Genomic DNA, 18,242 nt, shown 5'->3' with positions numbered 1-18,242 from the left:
ACACCGAAACGAAGGGTGATTAGCTCAGCTGGGAGAGCGTCTGCCTTACAAGCAGAATGTCGGCGGTTCGATCCCGTCATCACCCACCATTCGCTTCATGTGTTACGCGCAGCGGTAGTTCAGTCGGTTAGAATACCGGCCTGTCACGCCGGGGGTCGCGGGTTCGAGTCCCGTCCGCTGCGCCATATTCGGTTACCTGGAACGCTGAACGCCAGGTAACCACAGAAAGCCCGCTCATCTAGCGGGCTTTTTTCTGTCCGAAATATGGCAAAAAATCGTGCACTAAACTTTTTTTAAAGAAATTGCATTTAAATCAAGACATTACGATTTTTTGGTGTATGATGCGCCCACACCGAAACGAAGGGTGATTAGCTCAGCTGGGAGAGCGTCTGCCTTACAAGCAGAATGTCGGCGGTTCGATCCCGTCATCACCCACCATTCGCTTCAAGTGTTACGCGCAGCGGTAGTTCAGTCGGTTAGAATACCGGCCTGTCACGCCGGGGGTCGCGGGTTCGAGTCCCGTCCGCTGCGCCATATTCGGTCACCTGGAACACTGAACGCCAGGTAGCCACAAGAAACCCGCTCATTGAGCGGGTTTTTTTTCGCCTGCAATTTAACGCACCTTACGGTGCGTTGCGGCTGTGGCGGTAGTCGCTGACGGCTTCGTACACCGCTTTGCGCAGCCGATTGATGCCGCCGATAGGGCGGTGGGCTTCCAGCCCGAACCAGGGGTTGAACGACTGGTTATCGCACGCCAGGTTCTGCGCCGGCGTGTCAAAGTCCTGGGCGGGAATTCTCACCTTGGCCACGGTTTCATACGGCGCGTCGCTTTCCTTCCATTCGATGCTGGTGTCTTCGATGGGCATGAACGCCTGTGGGTTTTGCCGCTGGATCTGCAGCACAAAACACGCATCTACACGGTCGGTGGACAGTTGCTGGTTGAGCGCGCTGCGCAGGAAGTTGGGCAGGTCCTGGTTCTGTTTGGGCAGCACATAATCCGGGCAGCTTTGCGGGTCGGGCGCGACGCGAAACTTGGCGTTGGCCGCGCCAAACTTATAAGGCGACACTGAAAAGTAAGTCGTCTGCGTCGGGCTGGCCGGGGCGGGCGCCAGGGTTGCCAGGGCGATAAACAGGTGACGCACTTGCCAACTGCGCGGGTCGAGCTTGGGAAAGAACGCCAGGACCTTCTTGCCATCCGCTTGCGCACCGATGTTCTGCGCGTATTCCGCAACATCGCTGACAAAGAAGTTCGGATGGCTGAACATCACGAAATCCTGCTCGGTGCGCGCTTGCTGGTCGGCCATCAGTTGCTTGCCCGGCACATCCAGCAGCTTGATCGCCATGCCGCGGGCATCGCGGATGCTGTCGAATTGCGGGTAGGCGTTGCCGTTGGACAGGCGCATCGTCGCCTGCCAGGTCTTGCCCGGCTCGGCGAACACACCCTGGCGCAAGGCCGGGTCGAGATCCGCCAGGACGCTGACCTCGGCTTTCACGCATCCATGGGCCTTGGCATGGGCATCACGCAGGTAGCGAGTGCCTTCGCGATGCTGGTCAACGATGCGCACGGCGGTCTGGATGATGCCTTGGGTCATCGCCGCTTCACCCGGCGGGATCTGTTCTTTCACCGACACCGGGCCCCTGTGCTGCCAGGCGAACCACGCCATGGCCAACACCCACCCCAGCAGGCCCAGGCCCAGCAGCCACAACAGGGTTTTACCCACAAAGGCGCCAAGGCGCAGCCAGAGACGAGCAAGCATGGAGCGGTCCTTGTTTTGCGATCGGATAATCATGGCAGTTGTTGCTCCAGCGGGCCGCCCAGCACTTTGAGGTATTCGAGCAGCGCCCAGCGTTCCTGCGGCAGCAGGCCACGGCCGATCACGCCATTGCCGCGCTCGCCGGCACGGAATTCGTGGCCGCTGTTGTGGTTGCCGGTGATTTTGGTATCGAACAGGAAGGCGTTCTTGAAGGCGGTGGTCTCAAACCCCAGGTGGCGCGGGTCGTAGTTGAAGGTGCCTTTATAGAAGGTGGTGCTGCGTTCGTCCTGGGGCGAGAGCAGTTGGTAGATCGTCGGCACCGAACCGTTGTGCAGGAACGGCGGGGTGGCCCATACGCCGGCCAGCGGTCGCGCCTTGTAGGCACGCAACTCGCGCACGCCGATGGGCAGGCCGAACCCGTCCAGGCCCGGGCGCTCGGCCGGGGTGACGCCGGCCGCACGGTAGGCATGCTCTTCGACGAAGGCGGTGACATAGGCCAGGCCCTGGGCTACCGACATTTTTTTCAGGTCCAGCGGCGCGGTAGGGGTGGGGTGCAGTTCGACATTGAGTTGGGCCAGTTCGGCCGGGTCCCATTGCAGGGCACTGAGGTCATAGCGTTGGTCGGCAATGTTGTTGGCTGTGCCGGGGTCGGTGCCGATGTAGTCCACCGGCAGCATTTTCAACTGCTGCACCGGGCGGCCGTTTTCTTGGGTAACGGTGGGCAGGTGGCAGCCGGCGCAGTTCTCGGCAAAGAGTGCGCGGCCCTGGGCGGCGAGGGGTTTGTCGATGGCGCCGAACAAGTCTTGCGGCCAGGTCGGCGGCTTGAGCCGTTGCAGGGTCTCTTCGATCAGGTGCAGGTCACGCACCCGTACGCTGGACGGGTAGCGGGCATCGCCTTTGAGCGGTTGCCCGGCTGCGTCGAAGAACGCCAGGGTCGCGCCTACGCCAAGGGCTTCGCCGATATTGCGCGCCATCGGCTGCTGGGCCGAGCCATTCCACTGCACCCAGTCGAAGGTCCAGATGTCCCACAGCTGCGGGTAGTCCACCGGCGCATTGGCGACGCGATAATTGTCTGGGGAAATAGCGTCGCCAAAACTGGCGTTGGCGATGCGCCCAAAGGCGTCAGTACGGCCCGGGCCTTCTTCGGTGGGGTAAAGGCCGCGATGGGTGTCATTCCAGGCGACTTTGAGGAACTGGTTCAGCGATTGCTTGAAGTCTTTGCGCAGTTGATCGCGCTGGGCATCGTACTGATCCCCCAGCACCTTGTGGGCAAAGCGCTCGAACTTCCATGGGTTGTAATAGGTAGCGGCCAGGCTGGCGACCAGGGCCTGGCCGAAACTGCCGCCGCGCAACGTGGGAACGCTGGAGGGCAGCACGTGCTGCGCCGAGCCGCCGTCGATGCGCAGGGCCTGGCCCTTGAAGTGCAATTCGCCGGTGTGGCATGCCGCACAGGTGATATCCAGGTACTGAGCCTTGCTGTCGGCGTTCTGGTGTCGGGCGAACCCTACTGGCAGGTTGCCAGGGTTTTGCGCGGTGGCCGTCTGCTTGGGGTCGACCAGGAAGCCGAAGCGCGCCAGGTATTCCGGCGCGGCAAAGCGTTGCTCGGAGAACGGCAGCTCCAGGGCGGTGAACCAGTCGTAGTGCAGGCCTTTTACTTGGGTGCCCTGGGGCGTGAAGTAGTAGGTCTGGCGGTCGTTGGCACTCCATTGCTCCTGGTAGTGCACCTGCTTTACGGGCACATAATCCGGCAGTTTGGGATTGAGGGTGTAGTAGAGCACCACGGCCAGAATCAGGCCCAGTGCGATCAGTATCAGGAGTAAAACACGGGAAAAAATGCGCAAGATAACTATCCTTGTCGAATTGTCGCGTTGTTATGCCACTGCGCTACAGGTGCGGCAAGTAGCAATTGGCCCGCTATCAGGCGGTCCCGCGATCCGTCGCGGGGCCCCATGATAAATGGAAATGCTTTTAAACACGTGAACTTATCAGAAGTTTCCTGCTCACATGCCGGTAGCCATTGGTCGTGGCCGCCTGATAAGCTCGCGACTTTATTCGAATGCCCTTATGGCGCATGAACAAGGAAATAGCATGAAACAGCATCGGTTGGCGGCGGCGGTGGCCCTGGTTAGCCTGGTACTTGCGGGTTGTGATTCGCAGACCAGCGTAGAGCTGAAAACCCCGGCGCAAAAAGCTTCCTACGGCATCGGCCTGAACATGGGCAAGAGCCTTGCCCAAGAAGGCATGGACGACCTGGACTCCAAAGCTGTTGCCCAGGGCATCGAAGATGCCGTCGGCAAGAAAGAGCAGAAGCTCAAGGACGATGAGCTGGTTGAGGCGTTTGCCGCACTGCAAAAGCGTGCTGAAGAACGTATGACTAAAATGAGCGAAGAGTCGGCAGCCGCTGGCAAGAAATTCCTCGAAGACAACGCCAAGAAAGACGGTGTCGTCACCACCGCTTCCGGCCTGCAGTACAAGATCGTGAAGAAGGCTGACGGCGCCCAGCCTAAGCCAACCGACGTGGTGACTGTTCACTACACCGGCAAGCTCACCAACGGTACTACCTTTGACAGCTCCGTAGATCGCGGTAGCCCGATCGACCTGCCGGTCAGCGGCGTGATCCCGGGTTGGGTCGAAGGCCTGCAACTGATGCACGTTGGCGAGAAGGTCGAGCTGTACATCCCGTCCGACCTGGCCTACGGCGCCCAGAGCCCGAGCCCGGCGATCCCGGCCAACTCCGTGCTGGTATTTGACCTGGAGCTGCTGGCCATCAAGGACCCAGCCAAGGCAGAAGCGGCTGACGCGACTGCTGCACCAGCCGCCAAGAAGTAATCGGCGCCTGAACACACAACGCCCCGTCTCGACGGGGCGTTGTTGTTTTCGGCGTTGGTCAAACGACGCAAAATTCCCTGTGGGAGCTGGCTTGCCTGCGATGAGGGCCAGCCAGCCAAAGCCTATCTCCCAGACACCCCAGCGATCCAACTGTGGGAGCTGGCTTGCCTGCGATGGCGGCCAGCCAGCCGACGCCTATCTCCCAGGCACCCCAACGATCCAACTGTGCGGGCTTGCTCGCGAAGGCGGCCTGACAGGCGACACAGCTATACCGAGTACATATCCATTCCTGCGGTAACGGCCACCTAGGGTTCCGCTCTGACAGCGGCTCACTTTTGAAAAGCGCAAAAGTAAGCAAAACGCTCGTGCCCCACCACTCGGCACCTCGCTTAGGCTCGGTGTGCCCGAACACAGGCTTGAATCCGTGGGCCGCCGTCATGGGCCATCCCTGGCCCAGGACGGCTAACCCGGCGTCCTGCCGGGTTACCCACGAATTCAAGCCTGCGTTCGGCCAGCGTGGTTTAACGGGGCGCCTGAGATCAAGATCAAGAGCAGAGCAAGATCAAGAGCGGCTCGCTTCGCATCGTGGTTACCTGGGGCGGCACATTCGATATCTCTGTCGATTGAACGGCCGCCATCGCAGGCAAGCCAGCTCCCACACTTGGAGCCCGGGGTGTTTGGGAGATAGGCATCGGCTGGCAGGCTGCCACGGAGGGCAGCGTCGTACCGGAGTCGTACAGATATCTATGACTCTCGCAAGCCAGGCAGCCCCTGATTCAAGCCTCTGCAAATCCAAACGAACGTCCGCAACCGGACACAGTCTGATATAAGACTCGAGCACGGGTAGCCGCACATACATGCCAAGTCAATGAATTCTTGGGTTTTTTTGATGTGCGCAAAAAACGCCCGATCTGACTGTAGGCCTTGTAGTCCGTGGCTTTCAGCCGATAAAACAGGCTCTGTTCACAAGGTTATCCACAATTTGTGTGGATAACCTTTTATGTCGCCTGGAACTGGAGTGCCCTATGAAACCACCGTTCAATTTCACCCGTTTCCTGCCGATGGCCGCGCGCTTGCTCGGTCGTGGGCGTTTGCCAACCTTGCTGTTTGCCGTCGCTGCCAAAGGCTCAAGCCAGGGCAATCGGCTCGGCCAGCTCAAGGATGATCTCAAGTTGCTGCAGGCCCTGTGCCTGGCTTACTGGCGTGGCGAATACCGTGCCATCAGCCCCAAGGCGCTGATCTCGGTGGTGGCGGGGCTGATGTATTTTCTTAGCCCGATTGATGCGATTCCGGATTTTCTTCCCATGTTCGGCATGCTCGACGACATCGCTGTGCTGGCGTGGGTCATGAAGACCCTGAGCGGCGAGCTGAGCGCCTTTCGTACCTGGCGCGATGCGCAACGTCCGGAAAAACTTGCGGTGGTTGAGCGCCTGCCTGCGACGCCTGAGCTGCTGGCCCGGGAAAACCCGCAAAAAAACTAATGATGCCTGGTATCCCCCGGCGACCTTCGTGGCTGTTAGGATTACACTCTTAAGGAAATAACTTACTTAGTAAGTGTTTTTATCCTACGGGGCAGTCATGGATATCCAGATCATTTCACGCGATGGCGAACCCGAGTATGCGGTGTTGCCATGGGACCAGTACCAGGCGCTGCTAAAAGCTGCCGGTCAGTTGCAACCGCCACGCGCTTCTCCTTCTGTTGCACCCACCGCCTCCGAGCAGGACTTGCGCCCGCTTGCAGCCCTGCGCGGCTTGCGTGAGGCCAAGGGCCTGGCAATCGAGGCCCTGGCGCGTACCGTGGGCATCAGCCCTTCGTATCTTGGATTGATAGAAAGTGGTGAACGCCAGCCGGATGCCGCCATTCGCCGCAGCCTGGCCTGGGAATTGGGCGTTGCAGGTTGGAGGGATGAGTCTTGAGCCTACGTATCAGCCGTCAGCACTGGGATGGGTTAATCAATGAACTGGACCAGGCACGTCGCCAGCGCCATTTGCTGACGTATCGTGCGCTGCTGGAGCGTCTGCAATTCCCCACGCCGGCCATGCAGACCCTGGCTGCGGCCCTGGAGCATCTGGCGGCGCTGGATGCCAAGGCGGAGCAACCGCTGCGCAGTTCCCTGGTGATCAGCCAGGGCGCCAGCCGCCTGCCGCGCACCGGTTTTTTTGAGTGTGTGGAGCGCCTGGGGCGGTTCAGCGGGCCTTCCGATGGTGTGGCCGCCGCGTCCTGGCATGCATCCGAAGTGGTGCGGGTGTTCGAGTACGAGTACCCGGAATCCGCCGAGGCCTAAAGCGCCTGGGAGCAGGTGTCCATGCTGTCGATCACGTGGATGCTGTAGCCCGCCATATCCTTGGCATGGTGCTTGGCTTGTGAAGCCAGCTCTGCCAATTGGCTGGCATCGAGTTGCGCACAGGCCTGTGGACACAAATGCACCACGCCGATGGACAGCGACAGCAATGCAAACTCCTGGCGCGCGCCCTGGCGGTTGAGGGCCACGAAGCAGCCAGCCTCAAGGTGTTCGGCGCGGTAGAAACGTCGGCATTGGGTGTGGAAATCGTCCAGCAATTGGTTGAGCCGCTTGCGCCAATCCTGCGGGCCCAACACCAGCAGAAAGTCATCGCCGCCAATGTGCCCGACAAAGTCGCGGCTGGGGTCTACCCGATCGTTCAGGCACTGCGCAAGGCACAGCAGCACTTCATCCCCGCGCCCGTAGCCGTAGATATCGTTGAACGGCTTGAAACTGTCGATATCCACATAGCAGATCACCGACTCGCGCTGTTGCTGCAACAGCCTAGTGAGGCACTGCTGGATCGGCACGTTGCCAGGCAGCAAGGTCAGCGGGTTGGCGTAGCGGGCCTGCTGAATTTTCAGCTCCGTGATCAACTTGAGCACGTCGATAACCCGGCCCAGCCCCAGATAATCGCCGTTCAGGGTGATGATGAAATCTTCTTCGATGCGTTGCCGTGCACGGCTGGTGAGTAAACGGCTGACCTGCTGCAAGGACTGGCTCAGTTCCACCGCCAGAAAGTCATCGCTCATCAGGCGGCTGATGGGTTTGCGCGCGAACAAGTCGGTGGCGAATGGCTTGAGCAACGCATCCGATAGCGAATGCCGGTGCACAATGCCGACCGGGCGACCGCGGCCGTCCAACACCGCCAACGAGTTGAGGTTGGCCTGGCGGCGGAACGATTCCAGCACTTGGGCGGTGGCGGTGTCTTGATCCACGGCGGGCTGCTCATTGAGCAGGGCGCTCAGGTCACTGCCTTCGTCATTGAGGGCCAGCGTGGCGTTATCCGGCTTGGGCAGCATCAGGCGCGCTTCCTGTGGCGGCTGTTCCTGAGGACGGCAGAGCAGGTAGCCCTGGACCAGGTCGACGCCCATCTCGGTCAGCACCGCCAGTTCTTCCGGCAACTCGATGCCTTCGGCAATCACTTGGGCGCGGGACGCCTTGGCGATCTGCAGGATGGAGCCGACAAACTCGCGCTTGAGGGCGTCCTGGTGAATGCCGTCGATAAAGTGCCGGTCGATCTTCACGTAGTCCGGGCGCAGTTCCGACCACAAGCGCAAGCTGGAATAACCGGCGCCCAAGTCATCCAGTGCGATGGCAAAACCCATGTCGCGGTAGTGGTGCAAGGCGGTTTGCAATAGCGCGAAATCGTCGGTGGGCGCCTGCTCGGTGAGTTCGATCACCACGTGGCTGGGAGAAATACCGAAGTCGCGCAACAGTTGCAGGGTGCGCCCTGGCTGATGCGCGTGCTCCATCAAGGATTCCGGTGAGATATTGAGGAACAGCTTGCCGGGCAGTTTCTGCTCGCTGAAGCGCCGGCATGCACTTTCTCGACACGCCATGTCCAGCTCGCTCAGGCGCCCGGCATGGCTGGCCACTGAGAACAGCGCGACGGGGGAGTGCAGCGGGCTGTTGGACGGGCCGCGACTGAGGGCTTCGTAACCGAGGATGCGCCGTTCTGACAGGCAGATGATCGGTTGGAACAGGCTGTGCAAACTGCCTTGAGCCAGGATTGAGCCCAATGCATTCAGCTGTTCGGTCATGGTCATGGCGGTCTCGATCAAAAAAAAGGACCGCAGGCGTAAACCTGCGGTCCTTTTATTTCACGACAGAATGATGTCTATATGATGACACTCCGAGGAGCGATCACATTAAATCGCCATCATTTACTGCTTGGCCACCTGCTTGGTGATCTTCAGGTAATCCAGCAGGATCCGGCCCGTCTCGGCCAAGTAGGCGTCGTCTTCCGGCTTGGTTTTATCCGCCTCGGTCGGCAGCGCGTCTTCATCTTCTTTCTTCAGCTCTTTGAGCGGGTCTTCACCCTTGGCCTTGCGGCGGGTGTTTTCCAGCACCAGTTGCTGATTCTCGATGCTGGAGTGCTGTGCACGGCGATCCGCTTCGTTGAGGCTGACGGTTTTCTCTTCCATCAACTTCTTGGCCAGGGCCAGCTTGTCGCGGATAAACACGAACTCGGCATCCTTGGCGGAGCGGGTGTCGTGGTCAGCCTTCAGCTGTGCCAGGAACGGCTTGAACGGATCCGACGCCGGCTTGATCGCAGGGCGGATGGTGTCCCACGGCATGGCTTCAGGCAGGGCGCTTTCGCCGATTTCCTTGGTGTCGATGATCGACGGGAAATCGATATCCGGCAGTACGCCCTGATGCTGGGTGCTCTGCCCGGAGACCCGGTAGAACTTGGCCAGTGTCAGCTTGAGCTCGCCATGGTTCAGCGGCTGGATGGTCTGCACGGTGCCTTTGCCGAAGGTCTGGCCGCCGATGATCAATGCACGGTGGTAGTCCTGCATGGCACCGGCGAAAATCTCCGAGGCCGAGGCCGAGAGGCGGTTGACCAGCAGGGCCATCGGCCCTTTGTAGAAGGCACCCGGGTTCTCGTCTTCGAGCACGTCGACACGGCCGTCAGCGTTGCGTACCAACACGGTCGGGCCCTTGTCGATAAACAGGCTGGTCAGCTCGGTGGCTTCCTGCAGGGAGCCGCCGCCGTTGTTGCGCAGGTCGATGACCACGCCGTCGACTTTCTCTTTCTGCAGTTCTGTGAGGATTTTCTTCACGTCGCGGGTGGTGGACTTGTAGTCCGGATCACCGGCACGGAACGCCTTGAAGTCCAGGTAGAAGGCCGGGATTTCAATCACGCCCAGCTTGTAGTCCTTGCCATCCTGCTTGAGGTTGAGGACTTTCTTCTGCACGGCCTGGTCTTCGAGCTTCACCGCTTCACGGGTGATGGACACGATCTTGCTGGTCTGGTCGTTCGGTGCATTGGTGTGCGGAATCACTTCCAGGCGCACCACGCTGCCTTTAGGGCCGCGGATCAGCTTGACCACTTCGTCCAGGCGCCAGCCGACCACATCGACCATCTCTTTGTCGGCCTGGGCCACGCCGATGATCTTGTCGGCCGGTGCCACTTGCTTGGTTTTGTCAGCAGGGCCTGCCGGCACCAGACGTACGATTTTCACCTGGTCATTGTCGCTTTGCAGGACGGCACCGATGCCTTCCAGGGACAGACTCATATTGATATCGAAATTTTCCGCGTTATCTGGCGACAGATAATTGGTGTGCGGGTCGTAGGACATCGCAAAGGTGTTGATGTAGGCCTGGAAGATGTCTTCGGCACGGGTCTGGTCCAGGCGCGCCAGCTGGTTCTTGTAGCGCTTGGTCAACAGTTCTTGAATGGCCTTGGGCTCTTTGCCGGCGATCTTCAAGCGCAGCACTTCGTCCTTGACGCGTTTGCGCCACAGGTCGTCCAGGGCTGCGGTGCTGGTCAGCCAAGGGGCGTCCTTGCGATCCACCAGCAGGGTTTCTTTCTGGGTGAAATCGAGCTTGTCGACGCCTTTGTTCAGCTCACCCAGAGCGAAGTCCAGACGCGCTTTGACGCGGTCCAGGTAGCGCTTGTAGATGGTGAAGCCAGGCTGCAGGTCGCCGCTCTTGAGGAAATCGTCGAATTGCGTCTTCCACTTGTCGAACTCAGCGATATCGCTGGCCAGGAAGTAGCTGCGCGACGGGTCCAGCAGCTTGAGGTAGCTGTCGTAGATGATCACTGAGCGAGCGTCGTCCAGCGGCGGCTTGCTGTAGTGATGGCGCTTGAGCAACTCGACGACGTTAAGGCTGGCAATCACCTCATCGCGATCAGGCTGAAGGTTGTCCCAGCTATTGGCTGCGAACGTATTGGTCGACATCGACGCGAAGCCGAGACCAATGAAAAAAGCGAGGGCGGTGCTGGGGAACAGATGCTTCATGCTGATTCGACGCGGGGGCAATTGATAACGCATATTAGGCCGTCTTTGAGGGAGCCGGTTCCATATGGTCCGGTCGCATAATGCAAAAAGCCCGGCGCTACAGCACCGGGCTCAGTCCAGACTCACTATGGAGGCACTGTGAAAGCATTGCAAGGCGTTGACGGTGATGTGGAGGGCTAGAACAACCCCGTCCTACGCTCGGTGTAGTCCATATTGCCAATAGCCTGACCGAATCCTAGATTGAAATGCAGTCAATGTGGGAGCTGGCTTGTCTGCGATAGCGGTGCAACAGTGAAGAATTCTTCATCTGGTGCACCGCTATCGCAGCATAGGTATCTACACAACTTTGGTGCGACGCTGGACCTGTGGCGAGGGAGCTTGCTCCCGTGACGACCGGACAGCTGGCGCCTATCTCCCTGAGGCACCGCAATCCAAATGTGGGAGCTGGCTTGCCTGCGAAGACGGCCTAACAGTCAACTCAGTTGGACAGGGTACATATCCGTTATTTAGGTAACGGCCACTTAAGGTTCCGCCCTGACGGCGGCTCACTTTTGAACAGCGCAAAAGTAAGCAAAACGCTCTTGCCCCACCACTCGGCACCTCGCTTGGGCTCGGTGTGCCCGTAATTCGCCAGTGATTTGGGGGGCCGCCGCCACGCGCCATCCATGGCGCGGGGCGGCTAAACCGGCATCCCTGCCGGTTTACCCCCCAAATCCCTGTCGAATTCCGGCCAGCGTGGTTTAACGGGGCGCCTGAGATCAAGATCACAAGCAGATCAAGATCAAGAGCGGCTCGCTTCGCATCGTGGTTACCGTCGTTCACTTCAGAGTTGTGTAGATACCGATGGCTATCGCAGGCAAGCCAGCTCCCACAGGTTGATCTCTATTGATTCAGGTCCAGTGGTGGATCGGCCAGCCGGCCTGCTCGGCATGGGCGCGCAACACCGGGTCCGGGTTCACTACCTGCGGGTGATCCACCTTGAGCAGCAGCGGCAAATCATTGCGCGAATCCGAGTAGAAATACGCACCTTCAAGGGTTTCACCTTCCTGCTCCAGCCATTCCATCAACCGCGTGATCTTGCCCTCACGATAGGTCAGCACGCCTACGGTATTACCGCTGTACACGCCGTGGCTGACCTCCAGGTTGATCCCCAGCACTTCCTCGATACCGATACGCGCCGCAATCGGCGTGACCAGGTGAGTGCCCGAAGCGGAAATCACCAGGATCCGGTCGCCGTTCGCGCGGTGGCGGGCGATGGTCTTGGTGGCGTCGCTGTAGATCAGCGGCTCGATCACGTCCTCGACCCATGGCTCCACCAGGTGCTCGATCTCTTCCGGGGTGCGGCCGATCATCGGCTCCAGGCTGAAATCCATGAAATCTTCCATCAACAGCTTGCCCTGGCTGTAGGCATCCATCAGCTCGTTGTTCCTGCGCATGAATGACTCAGGGTCTACCCAGCCGAGGCGGCCCATCTGTTCGCTCCACAGCGTGGCGCAGTCGCCGTGGATGAGGGTGTCGTCCAGATCAAAAATTACCAATGCCATCGGTGATGCTCTCTCTCAATAGGTCGCTGCCTGTCAGGCTACTGCACACAGTGCGCTGGGGTCGATGGAAAGTGCCAGGCGCTGGCCATCCGGGTGCAGGTCGTCGGCCGAACGATTGAGCACATCCACCACCAGCTCGACGCCACGGGCTTCGATGCGGTAGCGAATCACGTTACCCAGCAGGCTGTGGCTACGCACCAGCGCGTCGAGCTCGCCGCTGCGGCTCAACTCGATGGCCTCGGGGCGAATCGCGATGCGCCCGCTGATCGGCCGTTGCAGCAGTTGGGTGGCCTTGTCCGCATCGAGCAGGTTGTAGTTGCCGATAAACCCGGCAGCGAACGCATCCACCGGCGCGGTATAGAGGGTTTCGGCATCGCCGCTCTGCACGATCTTGCCCTGGTTCATCAAGAAGATGCGGTCGGACATGGTCAGGGCTTCTTCCTGGTCGTGGGTCACGAAGATCGTGGTCAACCCCAGTTCGCGCTGGATCTGGCGGATCTGTTCGCGCAAATGCTTGCGAATCCGTGCATCCAGCGCAGACAGCGGCTCATCCAGCAACAGCAGGCGCGGGCGGGTCACCAGGGAGCGGGCGAGGGCGACGCGCTGGCACTGGCCACCGGACATCTGGTGCGGATAGCGGCCGGCCAGGTCCTTGAGCTCCACCAGTTGCAGCACTTCTTGCACGCGCTTGTGGCTGTCGTCGGCGTTGACCTTCTGCATGCGCAGGCCGAAGGCGACGTTCTGCTCTACGGTCATGTTGGGGAACAGCGCGTAGCTCTGGAACACCATGCCGATCTGGCGTTTCTGCGGGCTCAGGGGCACGATGTCCTGGCCATCCAGGAGGATTTGGCCACTGTCCACCGGGGTAAGCCCGGCGATGCAGCGCAGCAGGGTGGATTTGCCGCAACCGGACGGGCCGAGCAGGGTGACGAACTCGCCCTTGGCGATCTCGCAATTGATATCGCTGAACACCGGTGTGCCGGTGTAGCCTTTTTGAAGGTGTTGGACGCTGACGAAGCTCATTGGCTTTTGTCCTTGTTCAAGAGCGTGGCGGCCCAGGTGAGCACCAGCACAAAGAAGAAATAGGAGATCACCACCGCACTGGTGAAATGGCCGCTGCTGTTGCGCATGTTGTTGAGGTACACCTGCAGGGTTTCGTAGCGAGTGCCGACGAGGATGTTGGCGAACACGAACTCACCGAACAGGAACGAGAACGACAGCAGCAGCGCCACCATCAGGCCCTTGCGCAGGTTGGGCAGCACCACCAGGATCGCGGCCTGCCAGGTACTGGCGCCGAGCAGTTGCGAGGCGTCCATCAGGTCGCGCAGGTTGATGGCCTGCAGGTTATTGGTGATCGCGCGGTACATGAACGGCAGCGCGACGGTGAAGTAACAGCCGATCAGAATCCACGGCGTACCCACCATTGCCAGCGGCCCGGAACCGTAGAGTTGCAGCAGACCTACCGAGGACACCACCGGCGGCACCGCAAAGGGCAGCAGGATCAGGATGTTCATCAACGCGTCGAGCTTGGGAAAGTGGTAGTGCACCACGAACAGCAGCGGCAAAATCAACACCACTGAAAGGATCAGTGCGCCCACGCACACCAGCAACGATTGCCCGAAGGCCATCAGAAAGCGCGGGTCGCTCCACAGCTGTACATACCATTTCACGCTGAAACCGGCGGGCAGGATGGTTGCCGACCAACTGCTGGAAATCGAGTAGACAAAGGTGCCTACCAAAGGCAGCACCAGGATCAGGAACAACAGGTACACCACCACCCGGTGGTAGAGGGAGGCCGAGCCGGCTTCAGCGCGAGACATGGTAGCTCCTCTTGAGCAGCAATTGATGCACCACCGTGACCACGGTCATCAGCGCCACCAGCACCACGGCCAGGGCGCTGGCCATGTTCGGGTCCAGCGATACATCGCCGGAGACCAGCCCGGCAATGCGAATCGGCAGCACGTTGAAGTTACCGGTGGTGAGCGCATAGACCGTGGCGTAGGCGCCGAGGGCGTTGGCCAACAGGATCACAAAGGTACCGAGCAGGGCCGGGGTGAGCACCGGCAGGCCGATATGCCGCCAGAACTGCCAGCCATTCGCACCGAGCAGGGCGGCCGACTCGCGCCAGTCTTCGCGCAATGCGTCAAAGGCCGGGTAGAGCAGCAGCACGCCGAGGGGAATCTGGAAGTAGGTATACAGGATGATCAAGCCGGTCTTCGAGTACAGGTTGAAGTCTTCTATGATCCCGGCCTGCTTGAGCATGAGGGTGATGCTGCCGTTGAACCCCAGCAGGATGATGAACGCGAAGGCCAGGGGGACGCCGGCGAAGTTGCTGGTCATGTTGGCGAACGCGGTGACAAAGTTGCGCAGCGGCGAATCCACTCGGCGCAGTGAATAGCTACCCAGGGTGGCGATGATGATGCCGAAGATGCTGGAGTAGAAACTGATCTCCAGGCTGAACTGGATCGCCTGTCGGTAGAACTTCGAACTGAAAATGCGGGTGAAGTTTTCCAGGCCCCAGCCGGCCTCTTCGGTTTGCAGGCTGCTGATCAGCACCCACACCAGCGGCGCGATTTCGAACACGATAAAGAACAGTGCGAAGGGCAGCAGGCATAGCAGGGCCAGCCATTTGCCGCGGGTCAATGCATTCACTTGAGCAACTCCCGGCACACAGGTTTGTCGTGGGGCACGCCCAGCAGTTCGCAGACCGTGCCGCACAGGTCGGTCTGTTTCGGCGCAGCGTCAGTGTCCAGGCTGAAGGCGTCACCCAGGACAAACAGCGGCACTTCCCGTTCTTCGCGCAACAGGCCATTGTGGGAGCGGTCGTTATTCATGCCGTGGTCCGCGGTGACCAGTACCTGGTAGCCGGCATCGAGCCAGCCTTGCAGGTAGTCGGCCAGGATGATGTCCGCCGAGCGCGCGCTGTTGCGGTATTGCGCGGTGTCGAGGCCGTGCTTGTGGCCGGCGTCATCGATGTTCATCGGGTGCACCAGCAAAAAGTTTGGCGCGTGCTTGAGCCGCAGGCTTTCCGCATCGGCGAACAAGTGGGAATCGGGGTAGTGGTCATTCCAGTAGAAATGCCCGTGCTGGATCGCCAGCGCCTTGTCGTCGGTGTGACGATCGCGGGCGGCGAGAAAGGGCGTGCGGTTATACAGCTCGCTGACCCAGTGGTAAGCCGCCGCCGCGGTGCTCAAGCCTGCGTCGGTGGCGTAATGGAAAATGCTGCGCTGGTTGGACAGGCGCGAGACGTTGTTGTGCACGATACCGCTTTGAATCGGCGGCACGCCGGTGAGGATGCATTCATACAACGGGCGGGACAGGGCAGGCAGTTCACATTCCAGTGTGTAGAGGGCTGCGCGTCCTGCGCCGACATAGGCCTGCAAGTGCCCCATGGCGTGCCGGGCGACCTCGAAGTTGAGGCCGTCGAGCACCACAAGGATGACATTGTGCTTCATGGGGGCTGGGGCTCCGCAACAGATGGTATAGCTCAGTATCAACTTGGAATGGGATCAAATGTGGGAGCTGGCTTGCCTGCGATGGCGGCGTATCAGTGGACACACATGTTGAATGTCAGCCCGCTATCGCAGGCAAGCCAGCTCCCACACTGACCGCCTTTGGATCAGAGGGACCGATTACTTCATTTCTACGATGACCTGCTCGTTCCACATTTGTGGCAGCTTCTTGGACGTCGCTTCCCAGGCATCGGCATCCTTGATCGGCTGCGGGTTGGCCTTGGTGTACTGCTCGCCCGGGATCAGGTTCTTGGCAACGTCTGCCGGCAGTTTCAAGTCGGTTTCAGCGCGGATCGGACGCGCATTGCCGCGCGCCAGGTTGAGCTGGCCGGCATCGCTGAAGATGTATTCGCGGGTCAGCTTGGCGGCGTTCGGGTGCTTGGCGTATTTGTTGATGATGGTGGTGTAGCCGGATTTAACCGAGCCATCCGAGGGGATCAACACCACGTAGTCATCCGGGTTGGCCATCTTGGCCTTGTAGCTCAGGCCGTTGAAGTCCCAGACGAGGCCCACTTCGACTTCGCCTTTTTCCATGGTGGCGATGGTCGGGTTGGACAGCGAGAGGCGACCTTGCTGGGCGATCTTGGTGAAGAATTGCAGGCCCGGCGCGATGTTTTTCTCGTCGCCCTTGTTGGCGATGGCCGCGGCGAGTACTGCGTTCGAAGCCTGGGCGGCGGTGCTCACGTCACCCACCGATACCTTGTATTTACCGGTTTGCAGGTCAGCCCAGGTGGTAGGCACTTCGGAGCCGTGCAGCAGCTTTTTGTTGACGATAAAGGCAATGGTACCTGTGTAGGCCAAGGCCCAGTGACCGTCCTTGTCTTTCGCCCAATCCGGCACCTGCGCCCAGGTGGACGGCTTGTACGGCTGGGTGACTTCCTGCTTCACCGCGATCGGGCCGAAGGCCGCGCCCACGTCACCGATATCGGCGCTGGCGTTGTCTTTTTCGGCTTTGAACTTGGCGATTTCCTGGGCCGAGCTCATGTCGGTGTCGATGTGCTTGAGGCCGTAGGTCTTGGCCAGGTCTTCCCAGGTGCCTTTCCAGTTGGCCCAGTCATCGGGCATGCCGACGCTGTTGACGGCGCCTTCCGCTTTGGCGGCGGCTTCCAAGGTTTTTAGATCGGTATCAGCAGCCATGGCGGCGGTGCACATGGCAATGGTCGAGCCTAACAGTGATGCCAGGAAAAGCTGTTTCATCCGAAGCTCCTTTGGGCGTTTTCAACGCGGCGTTTTATCTGAACGTTAGCGGTGGTTTGGTCTAGGTCAGCAATACCTGAGCCAATCTAGGCCCCATGGATGACAGTTTCATGTCGATGTCGTTTTTGAAGCGCTGATGTCGCTCAGCTCCGACTTAGCGTAGACCATGCTCAAGGGCCCGCAGCACCTGGACTTGGCCGATGTATTGCAGGGTGTGGTAGAGGCAGTCGACAGCCTTTGTCATCTGTCGGTCATCTGGAGTGCCTAGGCTGGCACACAGCAGCAAAAGCCCAGATAGAGCGCGTTTTGTGCACCTGAACGGTGCTGGTCTAGTCCAGATAGGTAACGTTGATGCGTGATGAGGCAATCAAGGCGGTAACTTCCATCGGCCTGGCGCTGCAAGAGCAGATCGACCATGGCCTGTTGCCGCCTGCCAGCAAACTGCCCGCCGAACGCAAGCTCAGCGAGTTGTTTGGTACCACTCGGATTACGGTGCGGGAAGCCTTGTTACAACTGGAAGCCCAAGGGCAGATCTACCGCGAAGAGCGTCGGGGCTGGTTCGTCTCGCCGCCACGGCTGGCCTATAACCTGATGCAGCGCAGCCACTTTCACGCCATGGTCAGCGACCAGGGGCGTGAGGCTTCCACGCAGGTCATTTCCGCACGCTTGCAACCGGCGTCTGCGGCGGTGTGCGCTTGGTTGCAATTGCCGGCGTTGTCGAGCGTGATCCAGATTTGCCGGGGTCGCAGGATTGACGGGCGCTTGGTGTTGTATGTGGAGCACTACCTGAATCCGCAGTATTTTCCGGGGATCCTGGCGTGTGATTTGAATCAGTCGATGACTGAGCTGTATGCCAGCAAATATGACTTGCACTACGGGCGGGTGCGTTTCGAGATTGTGCCGACCTCACTGCCGGTGGAAGCGGCCGCTGCGCTGCGCGTCTCGGTGGGCAGCCCGGGCTTGCGCATCGCCCGGGTCAACTACGACCAGCATCAACGCCTGATCGACTGTGACCTGGAGTTCTGGCGGCATGATGCGATTCATGTGGGGGTGGATGTGGTGTAGCGGCTGGTGCACCGCGAACCCATGTGGGAGCTGGCTTGCCTGCGATGGCATCGACGCGATAGGCCTGATAAACCGAGGCGCCCGTATCGCA

Annotated in this window: 15 protein-coding genes and 4 tRNA genes; 9 read left to right on the top strand and 10 right to left on the bottom strand. The window is 60.0% G+C overall.

Annotated features, from left to right (window positions below; genetic code table 11):
- Positions 1-13: 13 nt before the first annotated feature.
- The 4 genes from MF6394_RS15255 (at position 14) to MF6394_RS15240 (ending at position 534) form a co-directional block, all read left to right on the top strand.
- A tRNA-Val gene (locus MF6394_RS15255) sits at positions 14-89 on the top strand.
- 19 nt (positions 90-108) lie between these two features.
- Positions 109-185, top strand: a tRNA-Asp gene (locus MF6394_RS15250).
- 177 nt (positions 186-362) lie between these two features.
- Positions 363-438 (top strand) — tRNA-Val (locus MF6394_RS15245).
- 19 nt (positions 439-457) lie between these two features.
- Positions 458-534: transfer RNA gene (locus MF6394_RS15240), tRNA-Asp, on the top strand.
- 89 nt (positions 535-623) lie between these two features.
- On the opposite strand, the gene MF6394_RS15235 is transcribed toward MF6394_RS15240, so the two are convergent.
- Entirely contained in the window at positions 624-1,757 is a 1,134-nt protein-coding gene (locus tag MF6394_RS15235; protein WP_044273086.1) for a catalase family protein, read from the bottom strand.
- A 29-nt stretch (positions 1,758-1,786) separates the two neighbouring features.
- Positions 1,787-3,595 carry a di-heme-cytochrome C peroxidase gene (locus tag MF6394_RS15230; RefSeq protein ID WP_078466983.1) on the bottom strand — a complete coding sequence of 603 codons (1,809 nt, stop codon included), beginning with the start codon at positions 3,593-3,595 and terminating at the stop codon, positions 1,787-1,789.
- A gap of 247 nt (positions 3,596-3,842) precedes the next feature.
- Between MF6394_RS15230 and MF6394_RS15225 the strand changes: the two genes are divergently transcribed.
- The 4 genes from MF6394_RS15225 (at position 3,843) to MF6394_RS15200 (ending at position 6,868) form a co-directional block, all read left to right on the top strand.
- Positions 3,843-4,583, top strand: coding sequence for an FKBP-type peptidyl-prolyl cis-trans isomerase (locus MF6394_RS15225; protein WP_078466982.1), 741 nt, complete (start codon positions 3,843-3,845; stop codon positions 4,581-4,583).
- A 1,025-nt stretch (positions 4,584-5,608) separates the two neighbouring features.
- Positions 5,609-6,064: a YkvA family protein gene (locus tag MF6394_RS15210; RefSeq protein ID WP_003190134.1), complete on the top strand. Its 456-nt coding sequence runs from the start codon at positions 5,609-5,611 to the stop codon at positions 6,062-6,064.
- 97 nt (positions 6,065-6,161) lie between these two features.
- Positions 6,162-6,500 carry a helix-turn-helix domain-containing protein gene (locus MF6394_RS15205; protein ID WP_003190136.1) on the top strand — a complete coding sequence of 113 codons (339 nt, stop codon included), beginning with the start codon at positions 6,162-6,164 and terminating at the stop codon, positions 6,498-6,500.
- Complete coding sequence (locus MF6394_RS15200; protein ID WP_003190138.1) at positions 6,497-6,868, top strand: hypothetical protein; 372 nt, start codon at positions 6,497-6,499, stop codon at positions 6,866-6,868. Before MF6394_RS15205 ends, MF6394_RS15200 begins: the two co-directional genes overlap by 4 nt.
- Here MF6394_RS15200 and MF6394_RS15195 read toward each other — a convergent pair.
- The 8 genes from MF6394_RS15195 to MF6394_RS15160 form a co-directional block, all read right to left on the bottom strand.
- Positions 6,865-8,634 (bottom strand): bifunctional diguanylate cyclase/phosphodiesterase, encoded by a 1,770-nt coding sequence (locus tag MF6394_RS15195; protein ID WP_078466980.1) that lies wholly within the window; start codon positions 8,632-8,634, stop codon positions 6,865-6,867. The genes MF6394_RS15200 and MF6394_RS15195 overlap by 4 nt on opposite strands.
- Positions 8,635-8,751: 117 nt before the next feature.
- On the bottom strand, positions 8,752-10,833 hold the full coding sequence (locus MF6394_RS15190; protein ID WP_223816873.1) for a carboxy terminal-processing peptidase: 2,082 nt from the start codon (positions 10,831-10,833) through the stop codon (positions 8,752-8,754).
- Between the two features lie 890 nt (positions 10,834-11,723).
- Positions 11,724-12,377 carry an HAD family hydrolase gene (locus tag MF6394_RS15185; RefSeq protein WP_047710461.1) on the bottom strand — a complete coding sequence of 218 codons (654 nt, stop codon included), beginning with the start codon at positions 12,375-12,377 and terminating at the stop codon, positions 11,724-11,726.
- 33 nt (positions 12,378-12,410) lie between these two features.
- The gene (locus MF6394_RS15180) at positions 12,411-13,400 is read right to left on the bottom strand and encodes an ABC transporter ATP-binding protein (protein ID WP_044267908.1); all 990 of its coding nucleotides are present in this window, start codon (positions 13,398-13,400) and stop codon (positions 12,411-12,413) included.
- Positions 13,397-14,197 (bottom strand): ABC transporter permease, encoded by an 801-nt coding sequence (locus MF6394_RS15175; protein ID WP_020301071.1) that lies wholly within the window; start codon positions 14,195-14,197, stop codon positions 13,397-13,399. Before MF6394_RS15175 ends, MF6394_RS15180 begins: the two co-directional genes overlap by 4 nt.
- Complete coding sequence (locus MF6394_RS15170) at positions 14,184-15,029, bottom strand: ABC transporter permease (RefSeq protein ID WP_078466979.1); 846 nt, start codon at positions 15,027-15,029, stop codon at positions 14,184-14,186. The genes MF6394_RS15175 and MF6394_RS15170 overlap by 14 nt, the downstream gene beginning before the upstream one ends.
- Positions 15,026-15,832 (bottom strand): alkaline phosphatase family protein, encoded by an 807-nt coding sequence (locus MF6394_RS15165; protein ID WP_078466978.1) that lies wholly within the window; start codon positions 15,830-15,832, stop codon positions 15,026-15,028. The genes MF6394_RS15170 and MF6394_RS15165 overlap by 4 nt, the downstream gene beginning before the upstream one ends.
- Positions 15,833-16,009: 177 nt before the next feature.
- Positions 16,010-17,086 (bottom strand): ABC transporter substrate-binding protein, encoded by a 1,077-nt coding sequence (locus MF6394_RS15160; protein ID WP_003190150.1) that lies wholly within the window; start codon positions 17,084-17,086, stop codon positions 16,010-16,012.
- Positions 17,087-17,437: 351 nt separating this feature from the next.
- Here MF6394_RS15160 and MF6394_RS15155 point away from each other — a divergent pair, with 351 nt between their 5' ends.
- Positions 17,438-18,151, top strand: a complete 714-nt coding sequence (locus MF6394_RS15155) for a UTRA domain-containing protein (protein ID WP_003190151.1) — start codon at positions 17,438-17,440, stop codon at positions 18,149-18,151.
- The last annotated feature ends 91 nt before the right edge of the window (positions 18,152-18,242 follow it).

The organism is Pseudomonas sp. MF6394, assembly GCF_002018845.1.
GTDB lineage: Bacteria > Pseudomonadota > Gammaproteobacteria > Pseudomonadales > Pseudomonadaceae > Aquipseudomonas > Aquipseudomonas lactis.
Note: the sequence above shows the minus strand (reverse complement) of the source record. Positions and strands in the feature narration are given on the sequence as shown.